The sequence below is a fragment of the Marinobacter sp. G5_S1_61_S3 genome (assembly GCF_054968585.1).
In genome coordinates this window covers 295,989-319,451 of the sequence record NZ_JBQKUK010000001.1, presented here as the reverse complement: position 1 = coordinate 319,451, position 23,463 = coordinate 295,989, and the positions used below count along the sequence as shown (strand labels likewise).

The window sequence follows — 23,463 nt, the reverse complement described above, 5'->3', positions numbered from 1 at the left end:
GGTAAGTCTAACAGAGACTCGGGTTTCAGCAGGTTACAGAACTTGCAATTTCAATGATAATCGTTACTATTTAGACCTATTTTCTTAACTGAGGTTTCCCCAATGTCCGAGTCCCTGCTCGCCGACGCCACCGGAATCAGCGCCGGCCCGGTCAGTCAGCTGCTGGAAATGGGCGGCCCCGTCATGATTGTGTTGCTGGCGATTGCCCTGGCAGGTGTTGTCACCTTTCTTTACCTCATGTTATTCGGCACTTTTTTTGCCCCCAGGTTTACTGCCAAACTTAAAAAGGCCATTACAAAATGGCAACAAAGGCCTGGCGACAACGTGTCGGAGGACCTGCAACGGTCCGCAAGCCGATACGCCCGACTGAACCCACTGCACCACTTGATCGTCAACACCATGAACGCCCGCAATGCCGGCACCGATCCCCAGCAGATTCGGGAGTCCGTCGCCAGGGACGCCCATGAAGCCCTCGAGCCGTTCGAGGCACCGCTCAAGATCATCGAAGTGATTGCCGCGCTGGCACCGTTGCTGGGCCTTTTAGGCACCGTTCTGGGCATGATGGAGGCGTTTGGAGCCATGGCCGCCACCGAAGGGCGCGCCAATGCCTCCCAGCTAAGCGGCGGCATCTACGAAGCACTCACCACAACTGCGGCCGGCCTGGTTATCGCCATTCCGTTTGCCGCACTGGCCGCCTGGATTGAATTCCGCCTGCGGCGTATCCAGAAAACCATCAATAGCGCACTGGTTACCATTCTCTCGGTCCCCGTCGCCACAACGGAAAGCGAATCGGCGTTGGAGACCCACGATGAGTCGGCACCGGCCACCGGCACCAGGACCGGGCGCGTTGTGGAGTATTCCGGGGACGAGCATCAGGGTCGCCTGGCCAATGCAACTGGTTGAACCACGCCCGGCACGCCCGATCCCGATCCGCATCACCCCACTGATCGATGTGGTCTTCATTCTGCTGGTGTTCTTCATGCTCACCAGCCGTTTGCTGCCGGTCAGTTTCATGGAGCTTAGCAACAGCACGGGCGACACCAGTTCAGTCACCGGAGAGCCGATCCCCGAAGTGGTCATCCAGCGTGATGGCCAGGCTCGCTGGCAGGGAGAAACCTATGGAGTGGACAGTCTGGTCCAGCAGCTCCGGGCCGGTGGCGTCAGCGAAATCAACCTCGCCACAGAGTCTGCCACCCAACTGACCCATTTCACCCAGGCCTACAGCCAGCTCACTGACAGTGGCGTTACCACCCACTGGAAGCGCACCCCTGACGCTGCGGAGCAGCCATGACGGATCTGGTACCGCCGCCCGTTACCTCGGGCCAATCATTGATGGAGCGTCTCGAGGACGCCCTTCTGCCGCTCATCAACTTGGTATTCCTGCTGCTGATGTTCTTTATCGTGGCAGGCCAACTGTCAGACACCCCGTTGCCAGAGCTACCGGGTACCGGGCAACAAGCCGGTAATGAGCAGCCCTATGCCGATCTGACCGTCACTGCAAAAGGCGAGTGGCAAGTCGACGGCCGCACCGTAACGACGCAGGGCCTTCCCAAGGCATTGCCAGCGCCGGATGAAGAATCCCCGTTGAAAATCGCCGCTGAACGCGAGATTGCCATGTCTGATCTGGAGTCGCTGCTTCGTGTGCTGGAGGACAACGGCTATCAGGAAGTCATCCTGCTGACGGAGCCCGCCAGTTGATGGGTGCCAGCAAGACCGTCCGTTGCCTTCTTCTGCTCGTTTCCGTTGTTATCACTGCAATTGTGGTGGTAATCGCCACGCCCGAGCGAATTCCTGAACTGAAACCGCTCGGAAACGCCGCCGTTAATTCCGCGCCTGCTATCAAGATTTCCCTGGCCGGCAAACCGGCGCCCGAAACGCCCGAACCCCAGCCCCCCGTTGAACAGGAAACGCCCCCAGAGCCAACTCCGAAACCAGAGCCAGAGCCAGAGCCAGAGCCAGAGCCAGAGCCAGAGCCAGAGCCAGAGCCAGAGCCAGAGCCAGAGCCAGAGCCAGAGCCAGAAATTGTGCCGGAACCGGAACCCGAGCCACAACCCGAACCTGAGCCGACACCGCAACCCGAAGTAACAGAGCCTGAGCCCCAGGTTGATACGACTGAAAGCGACACGAGCACGGAGCAAGTGTCCGAAAACACTGCTGAAACTGCTGAAGAAGAAAGCCTCAGCCAGCAGGTTGAACTCACTGCCGGACAGTCCTCCGATGTGGACCGCTACCTCACGGAACTGAGCCGGCATCTGGGGCGCTACTACGAATACCCACGTCGTGCCCGTCGTCTTGGCCAGGAAGGCGCTCCGGTGGTGGTTTTCGAGTTCAGCCGTGATGGCACTCTGGTAGACCACTCTTTGCACGCCTCCTCAAACCATGCGTTGCTCGATGATGCTGCGCTGGACATGCTCAAGGACGCCGAACCACTGCCGGAAGTACCCGACTCCATGAAAGGCCAGACCTTCACCTATACCCTGCCGATTAATTTCAACCTACGTTGAGCAATTTTTTGCTCGACCAGCAAAATCTCGCCCCAAAGCCAGCAACCGATTGCCTGGCCCAGCCTTAGGCTATCAACCTGGAGACCGTTACTTACTGTTATTAAAGACATTTATGTTTCTGGCACGGCCTTTGTTATGTGTTAAGTGTCCAGGGAGATCCCGAGGACACTTACTCATTCACACGTCATGGAGCAGACTATGCCAACTCCTTGTTATATCAGCATCGAAGGCCAAACTCAGGGCAACATCACCGCCGGCGCATTCACCTCCGACTCCGTAGGCAACATCTACGTTGAAGGTCACGAAGACGAAGTGCTGGTACAGGAATTCAGCCACGTTGTCACCGTTCCGACCGATCCCCAGTCCGGTCAGCCTTCCGGTCAGCGCGTTCACAAGCCGTTCAAGTTCACCTCCGCGCTGAACAAAGCAACCCCGCTTATGTACAACGCCCTGGCTTCTGGCGAAATGCTGCCGAAGGTTGAGCTGAAGTGGTACCGCACCTCTGTTGAAGGCAAGCAGGAGCACTTCTTCTCCACCATCCTGGAAGATGCCACCATCATCGACATCCAGTGCAACATGCCGCACTGCCAGGATGCCGCCAGCGCTGACTTCACCCAGCTGGTAACCGCGTCCCTGTCCTACCGTAAAGTGACCTGGGAACACGCTGTTGCCGGTACTTCCGGTGCGGACGACTGGCGTTCGCCGATCGAAGGCTAAGCCTCCGGTCCACGAAGTCACAACGGCCAGCCTTTGCTGGCCGTTGTTGTTTTTACGGCAAGACCAACACCCGGTATCATCAGGGCATGAGTGTTTCCCGCCACCTCCACATGCGCCTGATCGATGACTATTGAAGCACCCATGGCTCGCAGTATTGGCCAACTAATGTGCGATACAACGCACGCCATACTATGGACGCCCGCCCGACAATGGGTTCGCGATCAACTCCCTTCCACTACCCTGCTATGCCGTGTCGGCTCGGGCCAGGCCACCTACCATCGTTTTGACCCACGCCTGAAACAGCACCAGATCACCTACGGCAAGCGCATGATTATGGATAAGCACCAGCCTGATGCCGTTGGCGGCTGGCTATCCGGGCGGGAGATTCGCCAGAGAGAATATTTCGGGGGTACGGTCACCACATTGAACCTGCTGGCGCACACCTGTTGCCACGAATTTGCGCACCTACTCCAGCATGTGTCAGGCCAGCGCTACCGGGGCTCCGTCCATAATCAGCATTTCTACCGGATACTGGACGAGCTCCACGCCAGCGGCGGTGCTGAGGCAGCCAGGCGTCATCTCGCCATCCAGGCCGAAAAGGCAGGGCTTTCCGTGCCCGACGATCCCATTGAGGCGCCAGATACACGCCAACTCATAGCGAACTGGACGATCGGGGATGCGGTGAGCTTTGGCGCCGGCAAACGTGAGCTGGAAGGTCGGATCATTCGGGTGAACCGGAAAACCTGCACCGTGGAGGGCACCGGGCGCAGCCGTGGCTTGCGATACCGGGTCCCCCTGGTTCTGTTACGCGCTCTCGCGGACTGATACCGCAAGCAGGTCGCGCAACTCCGGAATGCAGGACCCGCAATTGGTGCCGCACTTCAGGCTATTACCCAGGGCTTCTATCGACTGCGCCCCTTCAGCAATGGCACCGGCTATCTGGTTTTCCCCAACCTGAAAACAGCTACAGATCATGGCGCCCGGATCTTCCACGTCGACGTCCCGTGCAGCCAACAGCGCCCGGCGGCTGGAGTCGCAAAGTTCTGTTTCGGCAAAACAGCGATCCAGCCAACTGGTCTCCGGTATCAACGCCGGATCGCTGTCGACCATCAACACCGCTTCCAGTTGCCCGTTGACCAGCCGGGCGGCGCGAAACCGCCCCTGCGCCACATCGGCCATTACCAGATGCGCTTTTCCGCCCAGCCACTCTGTCATCGACGCCGGCCAGTCAACTGGCTGCCGCCCGGCCAGCCACCAACTGTCGCAGTATTGCAGTGGCGCCTGGCACCAGTAGTCGGCCTGCCAGCGCCGGGGCCGATTGCGCCTGACCAGCAATCGTGCATGCCAACGGGCGCGGAATGGCGTTATGTCGGCTCGCCCATGTTTGGCCTCCGGCTGGCCCGAAACTGGGTCTGTCACTGATTCGGTCAGCAGTGTTGCAACCCCACTGGACGCAAACTGTCGATTCCAGTGGATGGGTATAAATACCTCGCCACGACGCTGTTCGGGGCTCTTTCGGACTCGCCCCACGTAACCGCCGTCACCGAGGCTCAACCGCGCCAGATGCCCCTCCTTCAGCTGGTGCGCAACCATGTCGTCGGGATGCACGTCGACATAGGGCTCTGAGCGGTGGGTCAGTAATCGTGGGGTGTTGGCGGTTCGGGTCATGGTGTGCCACTGGTCCCGTATACGGCCGGTATTGACCACCATGGGGTAGTCGTCACTGGTTTGTTGGGCGGGCAATCGGGTGTTGATAGCGACAAAGCGGGCACGCTGGTTGTCGGTGACAAAACGGCCATCGGAAAACAGTCGTGTCGAGCCTTCAGCCTCCACTCCAGCGCCCTCCATAACTGGCCATTGCACCGGGATCAGCGCTTCATAGCCTGCATCTGAAAGGTTAGCCAGCCCGGCAAGGTTAAACAGGCGCTCACCGTTGTTCTCATGGGCGGACAGGGCTGCGTGTTCGCGAAAGATATCCGCTGGCCGCTTATAGTTAAATGCCTCGCCGAACCCCAGTTTTCCGGCCACGGAACTCATGATCCACCAGTCCGGTTTTACTTCCGCGGGCAGGGGTAGGAAGCAACGCTGCCGCGAAATACGGCGTTCCGAATTGGTGACGGTGCCATCCTTTTCCCCCCAGCCAGCGGCGGGTAGGAGGATGTCCGCGAGGTCCGTGGTATCAGTGTGGGCGACGCAGTCTGAAACAATCACGGTGGGACAACGCGCCAAGGCCTCCCGAACCCGGGCCGAATCCGGCAGACTGACCGCCGGGTTGGTTCCCATGATCCAGATCACCCGGATATCACCACGGTGAACCGCCTCAAACATGTCCACGGCCTTGTAGCCCGGACCATCGGCCACCGCACCGGTACCCCAGAAATCCGCCATTCGTGATCGGGCTCCCGGGCTGTCGTAATCCATGTGAGCGGCCAGGGTATTGGCCAGCCCGCCCACTTCCCGTCCACCCATGGCATTGGGCTGGCCGGTCAGGGAGAAGGGCCCCGCTCCGGGCTTACCCACCCGGCCTGTCGCCAGGTGGCTGTTAATAATGGCATTGCCTTTATCGGTGCCGGCAATCGACTGGTTTATGCCCTGGGAAAAGCCGGTGACGGTGCGCGGCGTCTGAGCAAACCAGGCATAAAAGGTTTCGACATCCTCCGGCGCAAGATCACACTGCTCTGCGACCGATTCGACGCTTGGGGCCGCCGCCCGTGCACTTGCCAATGCGTTATCGAAACCCTGGCAGTGCGCATCAATGTAGGCCTGATCCAGGCCACCGTGATCGGCGAGCCAACTCAGCAAACCGTTGAACAATACCGTATCCGTACCTGGCCGCAACGCCAGGTGAAGGTCCGCCAGTTCACTGGTGGCGGTGCGGCGTGGATCAATAACAACCACTCGACGCCCATCCCGCGCACTGGCCTTCATACGCTGGTAAAGCACCGGATGCGCCCACGCGGCGTTACTGCCAGCCAGAACCAGCAGGTCCGCCAGTTCCAGGTCCTCATAGCAACCCGGAACCACATCCGCCCCAAAGGCCCGTTTGTGAGCAGCCACAGCCGACGACATGCAAAGCCGGGAGTTGGTATCCACATGAGGTGTGCGAATGAACCCTTTGGCCAGCTTGTTGGCGACGTAATAGTCCTCGGTCAGCAACTGGCCCGACAGGTAAAAGGCCACCGACTGTGGGCCGTGAGTCTTGACGCTGTCCTGTATCGCATGTGCCACCTCGTCCAGCGCCTGCTCCCATTCGCTGCGGCGCCCCCTGACAATCGGGAACAGCAACCGTCCGTCTTCCTGGCCGGTGGTTTCGTGAAGGCTGGCACCTTTCACACACAGACGCCCCTTGTTCGCAGGGTGGTCTTTGTCCCCGGCCACCGGTGTGCCGCCGTCGGAATAGGCCATCACGCCACAGCCTACCCCGCAATAGGGGCAGGTGGTATGAACCGGGTCCGGGCCAGTAGTGTTGAGTAAGTCCACGGTGTCTCCTGAGTGTTACACGCACAAAAAAGCCCGCAATGTCCGGAACTCCCTGAACAGGCAGGAACCGGGCATGCGGGCTTCGTTGCCAGCATTCAGTACCGGGATCAAGTAACCCCGGGCCTGGCAGTTTATGGTTGGCGTGTCAGCTTTCGCTACAAACGTTTCCCAAAGCCCGTGCAAATCCAGGGCCACTCCCGGAGAAAACCGGCCAGCAGGTGTTTCAGCAAACTCTGGGACCACTCAATACCCCCGTGCCAGGAGTCATAACAGTGCAAAACGCTCAAAAACGCCCAATCAGAGCGCACAGTTAACGAATAAAAATATTTGCCCATGACCTTGAGAAACGGCTATTCCCCTGCTCGCAAGGCACTTCCCGTGACCCTGGCAAATTTATTGCACTGACACTGATGGAACCGTTTTGCTGACAGCGTTAAAGAGAAAGGCATCCAATGCCTGTACATCGAGGAAACCATCATGAATTCGCCAGAACCCCTTCGCATCCTTCTGATCGACAAGGACCCCGAACGGGCAAGCCAGGTTTGCCAGGCGCTCAGACATGAGGGCCATGAAGTCATTCGCCAGCGCCCGGATGCTACCGGCCTGACCGCAGCGGTTGCCCGCGACCAGCCGGACATGGTGATCATTGATATGGACTCGCCCGACCGGGATACCCTGGAGAACATGAGCACCCTCAACACTCACGCACCCCGGCCCATCGTTTTCTTCGCCGACCAGCCCGGTGATCGCGCCACCATCCATGCCGCAGTGAAGGCGGGGGTCAGCGCCTACGTTGTCGACGGCATACAGCCGGACCGGGTTCGCTCGATCATTGACTCAGCCGTAGCGCAGTTCGAATCCTTTCAGGCACTGAGGGCAGAGCTGGAGGAAACCCGCTCGGCACTGGAAGACCGCAAGGTTATTGAGAAAGCCAAAGGGCTGATCATGCGGCATGAAAACTGCGACGAGGAAACGGCCTATCGTATGCTGCGCAGCTCTGCCATGGAGCACAGCGAACGCCTGGCGGTGATGGCGGGGCGCGTTATCAAGCTGTTGGAACGACACAGCCAGGGCTCGGCCGGTGCCATCCAGAAAGCATCCTGATCAACGCTGTTAGGGAGCATCCATGGTTCGTCCAACCCCGCTTCACAAGCATCCCGGATTCAATGTCCGCCTCGGCTTTGTGCCGCTGCTCGATAGCGCACCATTGATTGTTGCGCGAGAGCTGGGGCTGTTTGATGCCGAAGGGTTGGACGTGGAACTGGTGCGTGAAGGCTCCTGGGCATCATTGCGCGACAAGGTCAGTTTTGGCCTGCTGGACGGCGGCCACATGCTGGCGCCGATGCCGCTGAGTATGTCCCTGGCGACCGACCGCCCCAAAGTGCCCGTTGTGGTCGGCATGGTGCTGAGCCGCAACGGCAACGGGATTACCCTCAGCGCTCGGCTGCATCACGAACTGACCCATTCAGCCACGGATCTGGAGAACCCCATTGCCACCGCTCGCGCGCTGATACGCGTGGCCAGGGGCAGAGGCGAGCCAATACGATTGGCCTCCGTGGCGCCCTGGTCCAGCCATGACCTTCAGCTCCGGGACTGGCTGGCCTCTGCCGGGCCAGACGCGGAAAAGCACGTGCAGATCATCCCCGTATCCCCGATACAGATGGTGGACGCGTTTCGATCAAATACCATCGAAGGCTGCTGCGTCGGTGAGCCCTGGAACAGCTTGCTGGAGTACGAGAAGCTGGGGCATATTCTCCATTCCGGCCACCAGATCTGGCAGAACGCCCCTGAAAAGGTTCTGGGTATGCGCGCCGACTGGACGGAGCAGCACAACGTGATGCACCGGCACCTGTTGCGGGCACTGCTTGCAGCCTGTCAGTGGCTGGATAACCCTCACAACCATCGCCTGCTACGGGACATCCTGGCCAGGCCCGAGTATCTGGGTGAACAGATCAACGTGCTGGATAACCACCCGTACAGTCTGTTCCATCCGCGATTGCATCAACACTTTTTTCGCCACTCCGCCAACTTCCCCTGGCTGTCACAAGCCCATTGGCTGGCAACCCGCCTGACGCTCCGGGGTCAACTCGGCCCGGTGGACGGCGCCATGGTTCGTCAGGTCGTCAGGCCGGATCTGTTCCGCAACGCCGCAGCTTCCATGGGCATTGACGCACCGGTTATCGACAGCAAGACCGAGGGCCGGCACCAACTCCCCTTTACCCTGTCGGGGCGCTACGGCCCCGTGGATGTTGCCAGCGACCGCCTGTTGGGAGAGCACCTCCACGACTGGCTGGCCGACAACCCCATGGCTACGCCCAATAAAGAAGCGTCACGCACTAAAACAGCCACGAAATCCCGCCCTCAATAACACTCATTTTTGTGCTCATTCATTATTATTTATAAATATCAATAATTTAAAAACATGGCACGCAGACTGCTTTGTCAACATAGACGATCTTGCATTCACTGTGCGGGTAAACGGCAGTGACGAAAACTGACAGAACATCAGGCATTGAGGCCTGCATCCCGGAAACGGGGGGCAGGCTTTTTTTTGTCTGAATAATACTCCGGGAGAGCACCATGCAACTGAGAACACTGGCAGCGACATTCTTGATCTTGACGGCGGCGGGCTCAGCACACGCCGACATCGGCCCGGCCGAAAAGCCAGACCTGAAGCTCGGCTTCATCAAACTGACGGACATGGCGCCACTGGCCATTGCCTGGGAACAGGGATTTTTCCTGGATGAAGGCCTGTTCGTGGAACTCGAAGCCCAGGCCAACTGGAAAGTCCTGCTCGACGGCGTGGTGACCGGCACCCTTGATGGCGCCCACATGCTGGCAGGCCAGCCACTTGGTGCGACCATTGGTTACGGCACCCAGGCGGACATCATCACCGCGTTCAGCATGGACCTGAACGGCAACGGCATTACCGTATCGAACGACGTATGGGAGCAAATGCACCCACACATTGAAGACGGCAGCGACGGCAATCCCGCTCATCCGATCAGCGCCACTGCTCTGAAACCGGTCATCGACCAGTACCGTGACAAGGGCGAGCGTTTTCGCATGGGCATGGTTTTCCCGGTGTCCACCCACAACTACGAGCTTCGTTACTGGCTCGCTGCAGGCGGCCTGAACCCAGGCTATTACGCTCCCCAGCGTGGTGACACCAGCGGCAACATAGACGCCGACGTTCACCTGTCGGTCACGCCGCCACCGCAAATGCCGGCCACCATGGAAGCCGGCACCATTCAGGGCTATTGCGTGGGCGAACCCTGGAACCAGCAAGCAGTGTTCAAAGGCATCGGCGTGCCGGTCATCACCGACTACGAAATCTGGCCCAACAACCCTGAGAAAGTATTCGGTGTTACTGAAGCCTGGGCAGAACAGTATCCCAACACCCATCTCAGGCTGCTTCGTGCACTGATCCGCGCCGCCCACTGGCTGGATGAAAATGACAACGCCAACCGTGAAGAGGCGGTGAAAATCCTGTCCCGCTCAAGCTACGTGGGCGCCGACGAGGAAGTGATCGCTAACTCCATGACCGGCACCTTCGAGTACGAAAAAGGCGATGTCCGCAAGGTGCCGGACTTCAACGTGTTCTTTCGCTACTACGCCACCTACCCATATCCCTCCGATGCCATCTGGTATCTGAGCCAGATGCGCCGCTGGGGGCAGATTGCCGAGCCGAAGTCCGACGACTGGTATATGGAAACCGCAGCCAAGGTCTATCGCGCGGATATTTACAAGGAAGCGGCCCGAACCCTGATCAAGGACGGCACGCTCAAGGCAGAGGATTTCCCGGACCTGGATGCGGAAAACTTTGCGCGCCCGCACCAGGGCGATCTGATCGACGGCGTGGCCTTCACTCCGAGGGAACCGAACGCCTACATCGACAGCTTTGAGATTGGCCTGAAAGGCTCGCAAACCCCTTAAGACTTGAGTGTCAGGAGACATCACATGACCACGCTCAGCCAGACCGACTCGTTATCATCAGGCCAACGCTGGCTCCGTGCGTTGACGGAAAAGCTGTCCGGCCAGAACCTGGCCGAAACCTTCCGCCAGTTGCTGCTGCCAGCTATCGGTATCGCGCTGTTCCTCGGCTTCTGGCATCTGGCCGCGCCCCAGGTGCAAACATCGCTGGGGGCCTTCCCGGGCCCCGCCGATGTGCTGGAGCAGTCTGGGCAGTTGTGGCAGGAGCACAGCAACCAGCGGGACCGGGCGGCGCAGTTTGTCACCATGCAGGAGGATCGCAACGAACGCATCCTGGCGGAGAACCCGGACGCGGAGGTGAAAATCCGCGACTATCCCGGCGCACCCACGTTCATCGACCAGATCTTTACCAGCCTGGGTACGGTGTTGGCCGGCTTTGTACTGGCAACCCTTATTGCCGTGCCTCTAGGCATCATTATCGGCCTGAACCGCCACTTCTCGGCGGCCATCAATCCTCTGATCCAGATTTTCAAGCCGGTATCGCCACTGGCCTGGCTGCCGCTGGTCACGATGGTGGTCTCCGCTACGTACGTGAGTGATGACCCGATGTTCGAGAAGTCATTCCTGACCTCGATGATCACAGTCACCCTGTGCAGCCTGTGGCCAACGCTGATTAACACGAGCGTTGGGGTTTCAGCGGTAAATCCCGATCTTTTAAACGTTTCAAAAGTGCTGCAACTGTCGTTCTGGACTCACGTTCGCAAGGTCGTGTTGCCGTCATCTGTTCCGATGATCTTCACCGGCCTGAGAGTGTCCCTGGGCATCGCCTGGATGGTTCTCATAGCGGCCGAAATGCTGGCTCAGAGCCCCGGCCTCGGAAAATTTGTCTGGGACGAATTCCAGAATGGCAGCAGTGAATCCCTGAGCCGAATAATGGTGGCGGTACTGGCCATCGGTTTTATTGGCTTCCTTCTTGATCGAATCATGCTACTGATTCAGAAAAAAGTAGCCTGGAACGAATAAAACTCGGCATAGAGCTGGCAGGGAGGGTGGTCCGGGGACGTCAAAAACATGGATGTTTTTGTCGAGCGTACAGGGACGTATTCACAGCGTGCCCCGGACCACCCTCCCTGCCAGCTCGTACTCCGAAACCAGAGGAGAAAGAACATGAGTAAGTCGCATCTTGAATTGACCAATGTGCAGATGGCCTTTGATACAAAAGATGGGCCATTCGTAGCACTGGAAAACGTCGACCTGAAGATCCGAAAAGGGGAATTCGTTTCCCTGATTGGCCACTCCGGTTGCGGCAAGTCCACTGTGCTGAATATTGTGGCCGGCCTGCTCCAGGCTACCCGCGGTGGCTGCGTACTGGACGGGCATGAGGTGAACACACCGGGGCCGGAACGGGCGGTGGTGTTTCAGAATCACTCGTTAATGCCCTGGCTGACGGTTTACGAGAACGTTGAACTGGCTGTGCAGCAGGTATTCCGCAAATCCATGAGCAGAGCTGAGCGAAAGGAATGGATTCTTCACAACCTCAAGCTGGTCAACATGGACCACGCCTTGGATAAACGCCCCGGAGAGATCTCTGGGGGTATGGCCCAGCGGGTGGGGATTGCCCGGGCACTGTCGATGAAGCCCAGCGTACTGTTGATGGACGAGCCTTTTGGCGCGCTGGACGCGCTGACGCGTGCCCACCTGCAGGATTCGCTGATGAAAATTCAGCAGGACCTGAACAGCACGGTGATCATGATTACCCACGATGTGGACGAGGCCGTGCTGCTGTCGGACCGCATTGTGATGATGACCAACGGGCCGGCTGCCACCATCGGGGAAGAGTTGCGCATTGAGCTGGAGCGCCCCCGCAACCGGGTCACCCTGGCCGACCATCCAGAATATGTGCGCTACCGTCAGGCGGTATTGTCCTTCCTGTATGAAAAACAGCGCTTCCCCGGCAAAGGCGAGGATGAACAGGATAAGCCCACCGCTGAAGCCGAAGCGGCGTCGCAGGAAGACAGCTCACCGGATGTCGATAACGAGCATTCTGAGAGCCCCGTTCGCCGCATTGCATGAAATCAAACGGAGAAGCTCGCGCCCTTCAGAAGCACTCATCCGGTGCACGTCGCCCTGTCAGAGCGCACAGTTTTCGGGCCAAGCTCAAAGCGACATCTTTCAACTTACTGTAAATAAAGGACTAATAATTTTGGCACGGCGTTCGCTACTGTAGATACAGGGAAGAATGTCCCGGCTAAGGATCGGCCGGACCATCAGATCATTGTTGTTGGCATTGGCGCCGGACCATCGAGTTCCTTCGGGAATCAGATGCTCCGGCTTTTTTCGTTTTGGACACAAGAAGGGCATCACCATCATGAGCGCAAAGGCAGAACAGACTCTCGTTATCTGCGGACACGGCATGGTGGCCCAGCGTCTGCTCGAAAAACTGGTTGTTCAACCGCATCGGCCTTTTGCACGCATTGTGGTGTTCAATGGCGAGGCAAGCCCTGCCTACAACCGCATCCAGCTTTCGGCCCTGCTGGCCGGCGATGCCAACGAAGACAGTCTGCAATTGCAGCAACCGGACTGGTATCAGCACAACAACATCACCTTGCATCAGGGAGATCCCGTTACCGCCATTAACCGGGAAGAGCACACGGTTACCACTGCCAGCGGGCGGACTCAACACTACACCAGCCTGGTTCTGGCCACCGGTTCCCGCTCCGCCAGTCTTGGCCTGAAGGGTGAGGAGTTGGAGGGTGTGATGGGCTTCCGCGACCTGCAGGATACCCGCCGTCTGATCAACATCAGCCAACGCCATCGCCGCGCGGTGGTCATCGGTGGTGGTTTCCTGGGTCTGGAGGCGGCTGAAGGCCTGCGCAGCCGGGGTATGGCGGTGACCGTACTGCACCGTAGCGGCCATCTTCTCAACCGGCAACTCGACCCGGCCGGCGGCGCCCTGCTGGAAGAGGCCCTGACCAAACGCGGGCTGACCATTCGCACGCAAACATCTCCCGTGGCCCTGCTCGGTCGCAATGTGGTCCGTGCCGTGCAGCTGGACGACGAAACCCTGATCAGCACCGACCTGGTGGTGATCGCCGCGGGCATTACCCCGAACACGGAACTCGCTCTGGAAGCGGGGCTGGATTGTGAACGCGCCATCCGGGTGAATCCGCAGCTGCAAACCAGCGACCAATACATCCATGCACTAGGCGAATGCTGCCAGGTCGGCAGCCAGACCTTCGGGCTGGTGGAGCCCGGCTATCAACAGGCGGACGTGCTGGCACAGGTGCTGTGCGACGAGAACAGCCAGGCGACGTTTGAGCCATCCATCATCCCGACGCGCCTGAAAATCAGCGGCATCCCGATATTTTCCTGCGGCCAGACCGACGCGGACGCTGAGACCGAATCCGTGGTCTGGCAGGACTACGACACCAATCGCTACTGCCGCCTGCTGATTCGCGACCAAAGACTCACAGGCGCCGTGCTCTTCGGTGAAACCAGCGACGGCCCCTGGTACAGCGAACGCATTCAACAGGCCGATGACATCAGCCCTTACCGGGCCCATCTGGCCTTTGGCAAGCACTACTGCGAAGCCGCGTAAAGCGGCCGGGAACAGAGAGAGGAATTACCATGAGCAAGAAAACCCTGATCGTGATTGGCAACGGCATGGTCGGCCACCATTTCCTGGAACAGTTGGTGGGAACCCCGGCAGCGGCCGATTTCGACATCAAGGTGTTTGGTGAAGAGAAACTGCTGGCGTATGACCGGGTTCACCTGTCCGAGTACTTTGGTGGTTCCACCCATGCCGACCTGGCCATGGGCACAGCAGACTGGTACGCCGAAAACCACATCGACCTGCGCCTGGGCGAACAGGTAACCGGCATCGACCGCGCCAATCAAACCATTACCACACCGATGGGCGATTATGGCTACGACGAACTGGTGCTGGCCACGGGTTCCTATCCGTTCGTGCCGCCCATCAAGGGCAACGAGAACCCCCACTGCCTCGTGTATCGCACCCTGGAAGACCTGGACAGCATCCGTGCCAGCGCCGACGGTGTTAAAACCGGCGTTGTGGTGGGCGGTGGCCTGCTGGGTCTGGAAGCAGCGAATGCACTCAAGAGCCTGGGCCTGGACGCCCACGTGGTGGAATTTGCACCCCGGCTGATGCCGGTGCAGCTCGACGCTGACGGCGGCGCCCTGCTAAAGCATAAAATCGAAGAGCTCGGGGTGCAGGTTCATACTGAGAAAGCCACCACTGAAATCGTTGAAGGCGAAGAAGCCCGCTTGCGGATGAATTTCAGTGACGACACCCATTTGGAAACCGACCTGATCGTGTTCTCCGCCGGCATCCGCCCCCAGGACGCCCTGGCCCGTTCCAGCGAACTGGCCATGGGTGAACGCGGTGGCATTGTCATCAACGACCAGTGCACCACCTCCGACCCCCACATCCACGCCATTGGCGAGTGCGCGCTGTGGAGTGAGAAGATTTTTGGCCTGGTGGCACCAGGCTACACCATGGCCCGCACCCTGGCCTCCGTGCTGAATGGTGACCGTGAGGCCGCCTTTACCGGCGCCGACATGAGCACCAAGCTCAAGCTGTTGGGTGTGGATGTCGGCTCGATCGGCGATGCCCACGCCCAGACGCCGGGCGCCCGCAATATCCGCTTTAACGATGAGCAGGCCGGCCACTACCGCCGCATGGTGATCAGCGAAGACGGCAAGACCCTGTTGGGCGCCATCCTGGTGGGCGACAACAGCCACTACGACACGTTGCTGCAATACGCGTTGAACGGCATTGAGCTGCCGGAGAACCCGGAGACCCTGATTCTGCCGGAAAACCAGGGCGGTGCTCCCGCGCTGGGCCCGGATGCCCTGCCGGAAACCGCCTCGATCTGCTCCTGCCACAACGTGTCCAAGGGCGATATCTGCGGCGTGATCGATGCCGGCTGTACCGACCTTGCCGGTGTTAAGGCAGAAACCAAGGCCAGCACCGGCTGTGGTGGCTGCGCGGCGCTGCTGAAAAACGTGGTGGACAGCGAACTGGAAAAACGCGGCGTGGAAGTCAGCAAGGACATCTGTGAGCACTTCCCGTACAGCCGCCAGGACCTGTTCAATATCGTGAAGGTCAATGGCATCCGCACCTTCCGGACATTGATCCGTGATCACGGCAAGGGCCATGGCTGCGACATCTGCAAACCGGCCGTCGCGTCCATCCTTGCCACCTGCTGGAACGAGCACATCCTGGCCACCGACCACGTGCCCCTGCAGGACACCAACGATACCTTCATGGCCAACATGCAGAAGAACGGTACCTACTCCATCGTGCCCCGGGTGCCGGGCGGCGAAATCACCCCGGACAAGCTGATTGTGCTGGGTGAAGTGGCCAAGGAATACAACCTGTACACCAAGATCACGGGTGGTCAAAGGGTGGACCTGTTCGGCGCCACCCTGAGCGAACTGCCCGAAATCTGGGAAAAACTCATCGCCGCCGGCTTCGAAACCGGCCACGCCTACGGCAAGTCCCTGCGCACGGTGAAGTCCTGCGTCGGCAGCACCTGGTGCCGCTACGGCGTGCAGGATAGTGTGGGCATGGCGATTTTTCTGGAGAACCGCTACAAGGGCCTGCGTTCCCCCCATAAGCTCAAGATGGCGGTGTCCGGCTGCACCCGCGAATGTGCGGAAGCCCAGAGTAAGGACATCGGCGTGATCGCCACCGAGAACGGCTGGAACCTGTACGTATGCGGCAACGGCGGCATGCGTCCGCGCCACGCGGATTTGTTTGCCACGGATTTGTCCGACGAGGAACTGATCAGCGCTATCGACCGGGTGTTGATGTTCTACGTGCGCACCGCGGACCGTCTGCAACGCACCAGTGTGTGGATGGAGAACCTGGAAGGTGGCCTGGACTATCTGAAGCAGGTGGTCCTGGAGGACAGCCTGGGTATTGGTCAGGAGCTGGAGCATCACATGGCGGATCTGGTGGATACCTATCAGTGCGAGTGGAAGACGGCGGTTGAGGATCCTGAGAAGCGGAAGCGGTTCCGGGAGTTTGTGAATGCTCCGGAGAAGAAGGATCCGGTTCAGGAGTGGACTACCGAACGGGAGCAGCGTCGACCTCTGCTTGAGGGGGAGCCTGCTTAGGACTGGTGGCTTGGGGTGGAGCGCGGGGGTCGATATTTTTTCCCTTGGGAAAAAGAACTCGCTGCGCTCGGACACCTTTTTCCTGGCGGGAAAAAATATCGACCCCACGCTCATCGGATCACCAGTTATCGCTGTTTGAATGTTTATCCAGTAGCGGGTTATGGACTCGACTGGGCTAGAGCTGACACTTTGAATAACCGTATTGGAATTGGAGAACGTTATGAAAGCACGCACTTCCTGGGACGTTGTTTGTACCGTTGATGACCTTGTGCCGGAATCGGGAGTTGCGGTCTGGACGGAAGACGGGCCGGTGGCGGTGTTCTATCTACCGCATCGGTTGCCGGCGTTGTTTGCGATCAGCCATACCGATCCGTTTACCGGTAAGAACGTGCTGGCACGGGGGATTACCGGGGATCTGAAAGGTCAGCCGGTGGTGGCGTCTCCGCTGTACAAACAGCACTTCAACCTGGAAACCGGTCAGTGCTTGGAGGACGAGGCGGTAGCCGTAAAAACCTACCCAGTCCTGCTGGATGGCAACAACGTCCGCGTGGAAATCCCTGCAACCAACAAGGAATCAGCCGTGGCCTAACCCGTTAGTTTCCCCGGGCAGGCTTCTGCAAGGGCTCGAAAAGCCGATTTGGGGGGTGGGGTTATTTTTTCTGCCAGGAAAAAGGTGTCTGAGCGAAGCGAGTTCTTTTTCCCAAAGAAAAAATAACCCCACCCCCCGAAGCGGCGACTCCCCCCAAGACCAACAAAACAGGCCTGTTCAGCACAAACCCGAAACTTCCCCCAAACCAGAAATGCTGCAACACTGACTCCCAGACAATAATCACAACAAGGCGAGATCTGTTTCGTGAAAGCACTAAGCCCGGTAGACCAGGTATTCCTGTGGCTGGAAAAACGCCAGCAGCCCATGCACGTTGGCGGCCTGCAGCTGTTCTCGTTCCCCGAGGATGCACCGGATGACTATGTGGCCCAACTTGCGGACCAGTTGCGGGAGGAAACCATCGTCACACCTCCCTTCGACAGGCGCCTGGGCAGTCGGTTCGGTCAACCGGTCTGGGTGGAAGACGAACAGCTGGACCTGGAGCATCATTTCCGCTTTGAGGCTCTGCCCACGCCAGGCCGGGTCCGGGAGTTGTTGTCGTTTGTCTCCGCCGAACACAGCCACCTGATGGACCGGGAACGGCCCATGTGGGAGTTCCACCTCATTGAAGGCCTGAAAGACCGGCAGTTCGCCGTTTACACCAAGGTACACCATTCTCTGGTCGATGGTGTGTCTGCCATGCGCCTGTTCCAGCGCATGCTGTCACAGGACCCGGAGCAGCGAAACATGCCGCCGATCTGGTCGCTGCCGCGCCGCAGCCGCAGCGGTGACGACGATGAAGGCCCGTCGATGTGGCGCAACGTTGCCCATCTGCTCGGGGAATCGGGTAAACAGCTGGGCACGGTTCCGGCGGTCACCAAGGCGCTGCTGAACACCGTTAACCGGGCCCGCAAGGACCCGGCCTACGATTCCATCTTCCACGCGCCGCGCTGCGTCCTGAACGGCAAGATCACCGGCTCCCGCCGTTTTGCGGCCCAGTCCTATGATCTGAAACGCATCCGTGCCGTATGCACCGCCTTCGGTACAACGGTTAACGACGTGGTCATGACCATGTGTGCCACGGCCCTGCGGACCTACCTGATGAATCAGGACGCGTTGCCGGAAAAACCGCTGGTCGCCATGGTACCGGTTTCCCTGCGCACGGATGACAGCTCCGGTGGCAACCAGGTGGGTATTATCCTCGCTTCCCTGGGCACCCACCTGAACGACGCGGCTGAGCGGCTGCGCTATATCCACGAAGACGTGAAAGCCTCCAAACAGCGCTACGCGGCCATGTCCCCGGAAGAAATCCTGAATTATACGGCGCTGCTGCTGGCCCCGGCGAGCTTCAACCTGCTAACGGGGCTGGCGCCGAAGTGGCAGACCTTTAACGTGGTCATTTCCAACGTACCAGGGCCGAAGGAGCCCAGCTACTGGAACGGCGCGAGGCTTGAGGGCATGTATCCGGTGTCCATCGCCATGGACCGGATTGCCCTGAACATGACCCTGACCAGCTACTGCGACCAGGTGGAGTTCGGGCTGATTGGCTGCCGTCGCACCCTGCCCAGCCTGCAGCGCATGCTGGATTATCTTGAAGAGGGCCTGACCGAGCTGGAGCAGGCGGCTGGGCTGTAACGCCTAGCCGAACTTCACTTCCTGATTCCGCTCCGAGATCAGGCTGTTCAGTGTCCAGAAATCATAAAGCACACCCACCAGGAACAGACCGCCCGTCAGCAAGTAAATGATTCCGGTGATCCACTTGCCCATGTACATCCGGTGGATACCAAATACGCCAAGGAAGGTCAGTAGAATCCAACCGATGTTGAAACTGACCTCGCCCTCACGGAACCGGTGATCCGCCTCCCGATCCATGGCCGGTATCAGGAACAGGTCGATGATCCAGCCAATGAACAGCAACCCCAGGGTGAAAAACCAGATGGTGCCGGTGATGGGCTTGCCGTAGTAGAACCGGTGCGAGCCCAGGAACCCGAAGATCCAGAGCAGGTAGCCGATGAGTTTGCTGTGGGTGTCCTGATTGTCTGCCATTTGCGTTCCTTTTGGCTCGGGTTTTGGCGTGAGACTTGGCCAAAACCGACAATAGATCAATCAGATGCAGGCTTCAAACAAAGCTCGCGTGTTTTCCGCTGTCATCTTCACCGGGTTGCCACCGGCACTTGGGTCTTCAAGCGCCATTCTGGTCATTTCCTCAATGCGATCCGTCCCCACACCCATGTCCCTCAAACGCTCCGGCACGCCAAGGGATTCCCGCAACGTCATGATGAACTGGGTGAATCCGTCAAAGCCATTGGCAATGCCCAGGTAGCGGGTAATGTCGTCGACCCGGTTTTCGATCGCTGGTCGGTTCATGGCGATGACCGACGGCAGCACCACGGCGTTGGTCATGCCATGGTGGGTGTTGTAGATCGCTCCGACCGAATGGGAGACGGCGTGGGTCGCCCCCAGCCCCTTCTGGAAGGCTACCGCGCCCATGGCGGCGGCGACCAGCATCTGCCCGCGAGCCTCGATATCGGCGGCATCCGCATACACCCGGGGCAGATTTTCCTTCACCAGCCGCATGCCCTCCAGCGCAATACCCTGGCTCATGGGGTGGAAGTTGGGGGAACAGAACGCCTCGAAACAGTGAATAAAGGCATCCATGCCGGTTCCCGCAGTGATAAATGGCGGCATACCAACCGTCAATTCGGGGTCGGAGATCACAATCGACGGCAGTATTCGGGGATGAAAAATGATCTTTTTGACGTGGCTCTGACTGTTGACGATGACGCTGGCTCGACCGACCTCCGACCCCGTGCCTGCGGTCGTTGGTACGGCGATGATGGGGGCAATCCCATCGGCATCCGCGCGTTTCCACCAGTCACCAATATCCTCGAAGTCCCACACCGGCCGGGTCTGACCGGCCATGAAGGCCAGCAATTTACCCAGGTCCAGCCCGGACCCTCCGCCGAAGGCGATCACGCCGTCGTGGTTGCCGTCGAGAAAGACCTTCCGGCCCGCTTCCATGTTGATTTCCGTGGGGTTGGGATCAACCTCTGAAAACATGGCTCGTCCAAGGCCAGCCTGCTCCATTAAATCGAGCGTGTCCTGGGTAATGGGAAGGCTTGCCAACCCTCGGTCGGTCACCAGTAACGGCCGGGTTATACCTGCCTCCTTACAGCATTCGCCGAGTTCGGCAATACGACCGGCGCCAAAACGGATATCGGTGGGATAGGACCAGTTTGCGGAGAGTGTCATTGTCAGCCCCTCGTCAGAGAATCGGGTTGTCTGTTGATCCGGATATCAGTTCACCGGTTTTTTCAGGTAATACGATTTCGGGCGCGTCAGGTTGTGGTAGCCGATGATCGAAAGCCCTCCACCGCGACCGGTGTTCTTGCAGCCGGTCCAGCAAAGCGCCGGGTCCAGATAATCACAACGGTTCATGAACACCGTGCCAGTTTCAATCTGATCGGCCACCCGCGTGGCGCGGTCAATATCTCTGGTCCACAAGGACGCAGTCAGGCCGAACTCGCTGTCGTTCATCAGGGCGACGGCTTCAGCGTCATCTTTGACTTTCATGATGCCAACCACCGGGCCAAAGGACTCCTCCCGCATGACCCGCATGGAATGGTCCACGTCGATAAGGATCTGCGGCATCAGATAGGCGCCGCCCTGATCAGGAAAGAGCTCAGGGTCGATCAATGCCCGGGCACCGCTGGCAAGGGCGTCTGCCGTCTGCTCCCGGACATGGTCGGCAAAGCGGACATGCGCCATCGGGCCGAGCGTTGTGTCCCTGTCCAGCGGATTGCCAAGCCGGTAGCCGCTGACGATGGCAACGGCTTTCTCAACAAACGCATCGAACAGGTTTTCTGCGACGTAAATACGCTCAATGCCGCAGCAACACTGGCCGGCATTGAACATGGCGCCGTCGATCAGTGTCTCCACGGCGGCATCCAGATCCGCATCGTCCATCACGTAACCGGGGTCCTTACCGCCAAGCTCCAACCCTACGCCGGTAAACGTGCCGGCGGCGGCCCGTTCTATGGCCTGCCCCCCATTCACCGAGCCGGTAAAGTTCACGAAACCGAAAGCTTTTTCCTCGATCAGTGCGGAAGTGGTCTCGTGGGACAGGAACACGTTCTGGAAAACCTCGCTGGGGACGCCGGCGGCGTGGAACGCCTGCACCATGTGCTCACCGACCAGGGGCGTTTGTGACGCGTGTTTGAGAAACACTGCGTTACCGGCAATCAGGGCAGGAACGACCGTGTTCACCGCCGTCATGTAGGGATAGTTCCAGGGCGCGACAACCAACACAGCGCCGTGAGGTTCGCGCTGAATGTAGCGATGAAAGGAGGCGCTGTTTTCAATCTCGATGGGGGCAAGCCCTTCTTCCGCCAGATCGGCCATCATCCCGGCACGCTCATCCACGCCGCCGAACTCGCCGCCGTAGCGCACGGGCCGCCCCATCTGCCACGCCAGTTTTTCCACGATGTCGTCGTTCATGTCACCGAGTCGGGCGATGCCGTCGCGAACCCGCTGAACCCGCTCTGACAGTGGCAGGGCGGCCCAGTCCAGCTGCGCGTTTTTTGCCCTGGCAACGGCCTCCCGCGCGGCTTCCAGGGAAAGCGTTGTGCGCTCCACGTACACGGAACCATCGATGGGCGATATGCATTGAATGGGTGTGCTCATAGCTGTGTCCTACGCCTGCTCAAATCCACGTTTGACTTCGTAATCGGTAACCACACGATCAAAATCTTCCTGCTCCCACTCCGCACAGCGCACGTAGTGATCAATGACGTCGTTACCCATGGCTTCCCGCAGCATGGTCGAGCCGCGTAACGATTCCGTGGCGGCCCTCAATGTGGCTGGGATACTGCGCGCAGACTCGGCGCCATAGGCATTGCCGGAGAACTCCGGCTCCAGTTCGAGTTTGCCTTCGATACCGGCGATGGTGGCGGCAATCTGCGATGCCAACGCCAGGTACGGGTTCAGGTCCGACCCGCCGATGCGACACTCCACTCGCACGGCATCCGTGTTCGGTGCGACAACGCGGTAACCGGCCGTACGGTTGTCGATGGACCAGACAGTGCTGGTCGGGGCAAAGGTGCCGGCGGCAAATCGTTTGTACGAGTTAACGTAGGGCGCGAGAAAGAAAGTGGTGTCGTTGGCGTATTCCAGTAGCCCCGCCAGCGCATGCTCCATGGTTTTGGACATACCATGGGCACCATTGGGGTCATAGAACACTGACTTTCCGGTACTGTCCGAGAGGGCCTGATGGATATGGCTGGACGACCCAGCGGCGTTGTGGTTCCACTTGGCCATGAAACTCACACTGCGCCCGTGCTGCCAGGCGATTTCCTTGACGGCATTTTTCACCAGAACGTGAGTGTCGGCCATGGCGAGCGGGTCGGAGTAGTGAATGTTGAGCTCGGCCTGACCAGCGTCGGCCTCACCCTTGCTACTCTCGACCGTGATCCCCGCCTGGTAGAGCCCATTACGGATGGGCCGCATCACGTCTTCCTCACGGGTGGTCTGGAAGATGTGGTAGTCCTCGTTATAGGGGCTGATGGGCGTCATATGGTGATACTGACGCTTCTGCATCTCCTCAAAGGTCTCCCGGAAAATGAAAAACTCCAGCTCGGTGGCCGTGGTCATCTGCAGCCCCATGGCTGACAACCGTTCCAGCTGTTTTTTCAGCACCGCCCGGGGCGAGTGAGGTACCGGCTCATGGGTGGCGTGATCAATCAGATCACACAGAATAAAGGCGGTACCCTCGAGCCATGGCAGGCGGCGCAGGGTGGTCAGGTCCGGCTTCATCACATAGTCGCCATAGCCGGCCGCCCAACTGGTCGAGGCGTAGTTCTCCACCGTTGTCATTTCCAGATCGGTCGCCACCAGGTACTTGCAACAGTGGCTCTCTTCCCAGGCGGTGTCGATAAAGTACTGGGCCTGGAAGCGCTTGCCCATGAGACGCCCCTGCATGTCCGGAATCGCCGCCACGACCGTATCAATGGTGCCGTCCTCGACACACGTTTTCAGTTCCTTAAAAGACAGTTGAGCTGCCATCTCACCGCTCCGCAATATCAGTTAGGCTAAAAGGCGCCGCGC

Annotated in this window: 20 protein-coding genes; 15 read left to right on the top strand and 5 right to left on the bottom strand. The window is 59.2% G+C overall.

Annotation, left to right across the window (positions count from 1 at the left end):
• Window positions 1-102 precede the first annotated feature (102 nt).
• The 6 genes from ACTRWH_RS01380 to ACTRWH_RS01355 all read left to right on the top strand — a co-directional run bounded on the left by ACTRWH_RS01380 (window position 103) and on the right by ACTRWH_RS01355 (window position 4,046).
• A complete protein-coding gene (locus ACTRWH_RS01380) occupies window positions 103-903 on the top strand; it encodes a MotA/TolQ/ExbB proton channel family protein (RefSeq protein ID WP_041335675.1) in 801 nt (266 codons plus the stop codon).
• A complete protein-coding gene (locus ACTRWH_RS01375; protein WP_462825798.1) occupies window positions 890-1,291 on the top strand; it encodes a biopolymer transporter ExbD in 402 nt (133 codons plus the stop codon). The genes ACTRWH_RS01380 and ACTRWH_RS01375 overlap by 14 nt, the downstream gene beginning before the upstream one ends.
• On the top strand, window positions 1,288-1,698 hold the full coding sequence (locus ACTRWH_RS01370) for a biopolymer transporter ExbD (RefSeq protein ID WP_462825797.1): 411 nt from the start codon (window positions 1,288-1,290) through the stop codon (window positions 1,696-1,698). The genes ACTRWH_RS01375 and ACTRWH_RS01370 overlap by 4 nt, the downstream gene beginning before the upstream one ends.
• On the top strand, window positions 1,698-2,504 hold the full coding sequence (locus tag ACTRWH_RS01365) for a TonB family protein (protein WP_462825796.1): 807 nt from the start codon (window positions 1,698-1,700) through the stop codon (window positions 2,502-2,504). The genes ACTRWH_RS01370 and ACTRWH_RS01365 overlap by 1 nt, the downstream gene beginning before the upstream one ends.
• A gap of 198 nt (window positions 2,505-2,702) precedes the next feature.
• Complete coding sequence (locus ACTRWH_RS01360; protein ID WP_007155157.1) at window positions 2,703-3,221, top strand: Hcp family type VI secretion system effector; 519 nt, start codon at window positions 2,703-2,705, stop codon at window positions 3,219-3,221.
• Between the two features lie 123 nt (window positions 3,222-3,344).
• Entirely contained in the window at window positions 3,345-4,046 is a 702-nt protein-coding gene (locus tag ACTRWH_RS01355; RefSeq protein WP_136633637.1) for a hypothetical protein, read from the top strand.
• Here ACTRWH_RS01355 and ACTRWH_RS01350 read toward each other — a convergent pair.
• Entirely contained in the window at window positions 4,026-6,701 is a 2,676-nt protein-coding gene (locus ACTRWH_RS01350) for a molybdopterin-dependent oxidoreductase (protein WP_462825795.1), read from the bottom strand. The genes ACTRWH_RS01355 and ACTRWH_RS01350 overlap by 21 nt on opposite strands.
• A 477-nt stretch (window positions 6,702-7,178) precedes the next feature.
• Between ACTRWH_RS01350 and ACTRWH_RS01345 the strand changes: the two genes are divergently transcribed.
• The 9 genes from ACTRWH_RS01345 to ACTRWH_RS01305 all read left to right on the top strand — a co-directional run bounded on the left by ACTRWH_RS01345 (window position 7,179) and on the right by ACTRWH_RS01305 (window position 18,996).
• On the top strand, window positions 7,179-7,805 hold the full coding sequence (locus ACTRWH_RS01345; RefSeq protein WP_036201980.1) for an ANTAR domain-containing response regulator: 627 nt from the start codon (window positions 7,179-7,181) through the stop codon (window positions 7,803-7,805).
• 22 nt (window positions 7,806-7,827) lie between these two features.
• On the top strand, window positions 7,828-9,069 hold the full coding sequence (locus ACTRWH_RS01340; protein ID WP_091641481.1) for a CmpA/NrtA family ABC transporter substrate-binding protein: 1,242 nt from the start codon (window positions 7,828-7,830) through the stop codon (window positions 9,067-9,069).
• 212 nt (window positions 9,070-9,281) lie between these two features.
• Entirely contained in the window at window positions 9,282-10,637 is a 1,356-nt protein-coding gene (locus tag ACTRWH_RS01335) for an ABC transporter substrate-binding protein (protein ID WP_462825794.1), read from the top strand.
• 24 nt (window positions 10,638-10,661) lie between these two features.
• Window positions 10,662-11,657 carry an ABC transporter permease gene (locus ACTRWH_RS01330; RefSeq protein ID WP_075196314.1) on the top strand — a complete coding sequence of 332 codons (996 nt, stop codon included), beginning with the start codon at window positions 10,662-10,664 and terminating at the stop codon, window positions 11,655-11,657.
• Window positions 11,658-11,837: 180 nt separating this feature from the next.
• The gene (locus tag ACTRWH_RS01325) at window positions 11,838-12,707 is read left to right on the top strand and encodes an ABC transporter ATP-binding protein (RefSeq protein ID WP_227662383.1); all 870 of its coding nucleotides are present in this window, start codon (window positions 11,838-11,840) and stop codon (window positions 12,705-12,707) included.
• 295 nt (window positions 12,708-13,002) lie between these two features.
• The gene (locus ACTRWH_RS01320; RefSeq protein WP_462825793.1) at window positions 13,003-14,232 is read left to right on the top strand and encodes an FAD-dependent oxidoreductase; all 1,230 of its coding nucleotides are present in this window, start codon (window positions 13,003-13,005) and stop codon (window positions 14,230-14,232) included.
• 29 nt (window positions 14,233-14,261) lie between these two features.
• Window positions 14,262-16,775 (top strand): nitrite reductase large subunit NirB, encoded by a 2,514-nt coding sequence (gene nirB / locus ACTRWH_RS01315; protein ID WP_462825792.1) that lies wholly within the window; start codon window positions 14,262-14,264, stop codon window positions 16,773-16,775.
• A gap of 220 nt (window positions 16,776-16,995) precedes the next feature.
• On the top strand, window positions 16,996-17,364 hold the full coding sequence (gene nirD, locus ACTRWH_RS01310) for a nitrite reductase small subunit NirD (RefSeq protein WP_036201963.1): 369 nt from the start codon (window positions 16,996-16,998) through the stop codon (window positions 17,362-17,364).
• Between the two features lie 264 nt (window positions 17,365-17,628).
• Window positions 17,629-18,996 carry a wax ester/triacylglycerol synthase family O-acyltransferase gene (locus ACTRWH_RS01305; protein WP_462825791.1) on the top strand — a complete coding sequence of 456 codons (1,368 nt, stop codon included), beginning with the start codon at window positions 17,629-17,631 and terminating at the stop codon, window positions 18,994-18,996.
• A gap of 3 nt (window positions 18,997-18,999) precedes the next feature.
• Here ACTRWH_RS01305 and ACTRWH_RS01300 read toward each other — a convergent pair whose 3' ends face one another.
• The 4 genes from ACTRWH_RS01300 to ACTRWH_RS01285 are packed head-to-tail and all read right to left on the bottom strand — an operon-like array spanning window position 19,000 to window position 23,421.
• Window positions 19,000-19,407: an NINE protein gene (locus ACTRWH_RS01300; RefSeq protein WP_462825790.1), complete on the bottom strand. Its 408-nt coding sequence runs from the start codon at window positions 19,405-19,407 to the stop codon at window positions 19,000-19,002.
• Window positions 19,408-19,467: 60 nt separating this feature from the next.
• Entirely contained in the window at window positions 19,468-20,613 is a 1,146-nt protein-coding gene (locus ACTRWH_RS01295) for an iron-containing alcohol dehydrogenase (RefSeq protein ID WP_075196318.1), read from the bottom strand.
• Between the two features lie 45 nt (window positions 20,614-20,658).
• On the bottom strand, window positions 20,659-22,044 hold the full coding sequence (locus ACTRWH_RS01290; RefSeq protein ID WP_462825789.1) for an aldehyde dehydrogenase family protein: 1,386 nt from the start codon (window positions 22,042-22,044) through the stop codon (window positions 20,659-20,661).
• Window positions 22,045-22,053: 9 nt separating this feature from the next.
• Window positions 22,054-23,421, bottom strand: a complete 1,368-nt coding sequence (locus ACTRWH_RS01285) for a glutamine synthetase family protein (protein WP_036201946.1) — start codon at window positions 23,419-23,421, stop codon at window positions 22,054-22,056.
• Window positions 23,422-23,463 lie beyond the last annotated feature (42 nt).

Coding starts and splice junctions, on each gene's coding strand:
- ACTRWH_RS01325 (WP_227662383.1), top strand. CDS start 11,838: ATGGCCTTTGATACAAAAGATGGGCCATTCGTAGCACTGGAAAACGTC.
- ACTRWH_RS01365 (WP_462825796.1), top strand. CDS start 1,698: ATGGGTGCCAGCAAGACCGTCCGTTGCCTTCTTCTGCTCGTTTCCGTT.
- ACTRWH_RS01335 (WP_462825794.1), top strand. CDS start 9,282: ATGCAACTGAGAACACTGGCAGCGACATTCTTGATCTTGACGGCGGCG.
- ACTRWH_RS01290 (WP_462825789.1), bottom strand. CDS start 22,044: ATGAGCACACCCATTCAATGCATATCGCCCATCGATGGTTCCGTGTAC.
- ACTRWH_RS01380 (WP_041335675.1), top strand. CDS start 103: ATGTCCGAGTCCCTGCTCGCCGACGCCACCGGAATCAGCGCCGGCCCG.
- ACTRWH_RS01285 (WP_036201946.1), bottom strand. CDS start 23,421: ATGGCAGCTCAACTGTCTTTTAAGGAACTGAAAACGTGTGTCGAGGAC.
- ACTRWH_RS01320 (WP_462825793.1), top strand. CDS start 13,003: ATGAGCGCAAAGGCAGAACAGACTCTCGTTATCTGCGGACACGGCATG.
- ACTRWH_RS01300 (WP_462825790.1), bottom strand. CDS start 19,407: ATGGCAGACAATCAGGACACCCACAGCAAACTCATCGGCTACCTGCTC.
- ACTRWH_RS01345 (WP_036201980.1), top strand. CDS start 7,179: ATGAATTCGCCAGAACCCCTTCGCATCCTTCTGATCGACAAGGACCCC.
- ACTRWH_RS01370 (WP_462825797.1), top strand. CDS start 1,288: ATGACGGATCTGGTACCGCCGCCCGTTACCTCGGGCCAATCATTGATG.
- ACTRWH_RS01340 (WP_091641481.1), top strand. CDS start 7,828: ATGGTTCGTCCAACCCCGCTTCACAAGCATCCCGGATTCAATGTCCGC.
- ACTRWH_RS01355 (WP_136633637.1), top strand. CDS start 3,345: ATGACTATTGAAGCACCCATGGCTCGCAGTATTGGCCAACTAATGTGC.
- ACTRWH_RS01375 (WP_462825798.1), top strand. CDS start 890: ATGCAACTGGTTGAACCACGCCCGGCACGCCCGATCCCGATCCGCATC.
- ACTRWH_RS01295 (WP_075196318.1), bottom strand. CDS start 20,613: ATGACACTCTCCGCAAACTGGTCCTATCCCACCGATATCCGTTTTGGC.
- nirD (WP_036201963.1), top strand. CDS start 16,996: ATGAAAGCACGCACTTCCTGGGACGTTGTTTGTACCGTTGATGACCTT.
- nirB (WP_462825792.1), top strand. CDS start 14,262: ATGAGCAAGAAAACCCTGATCGTGATTGGCAACGGCATGGTCGGCCAC.
- ACTRWH_RS01360 (WP_007155157.1), top strand. CDS start 2,703: ATGCCAACTCCTTGTTATATCAGCATCGAAGGCCAAACTCAGGGCAAC.
- ACTRWH_RS01330 (WP_075196314.1), top strand. CDS start 10,662: ATGACCACGCTCAGCCAGACCGACTCGTTATCATCAGGCCAACGCTGG.